Source organism: Streptomyces lushanensis (genome assembly GCF_001700515.1).
GTDB lineage: Bacteria > Actinomycetota > Actinomycetes > Streptomycetales > Streptomycetaceae > Streptomyces > Streptomyces lushanensis.
The window spans coordinates 1-278 of sequence record NZ_MAUD01000514.1; the positions used below are offsets into that span (position 1 = coordinate 1).

The 278-nt window shown below is 73.0% G+C and carries 1 protein-coding gene; it reads right to left on the reverse strand.

The window, feature by feature from the left end; translation table 11 throughout:
• Positions 1–60 precede the first annotated feature (60 nt).
• Positions 61–278, reverse strand: a 218-nt coding sequence (locus BFF77_RS37355) for a YwqJ-related putative deaminase (RefSeq protein ID WP_281196656.1), incomplete at its 5' end; no start/stop codon positions are given.

The window sequence follows — 278 nt, forward strand, 5'->3', positions numbered from 1 at the left end:
CCTCGCGCAGCGCGGCGTCCACGGGCACGGGAAAGCGGGTGGTGTCGAGGTCGGGCATGCTCAGCCGTTCTGGGTGGGGTCGACGGGACGTACGCCGAAGTGGGCGAGCAGGGCCGAGCAGGAGCGGCAGGGCGGCGCGTAGCTGCCGTGGAGCGGGTCGCCGTCCTCGCGGATACGACGGGCCGTCAGTTTCGAGTGTTTGAGGGTCCGGCGTGCCTCGCCGTGGGTGAGCGGTTTGCGCCGGGCCCGTTTGGAGCGGTCGGCCTCGGCGGCGGTGA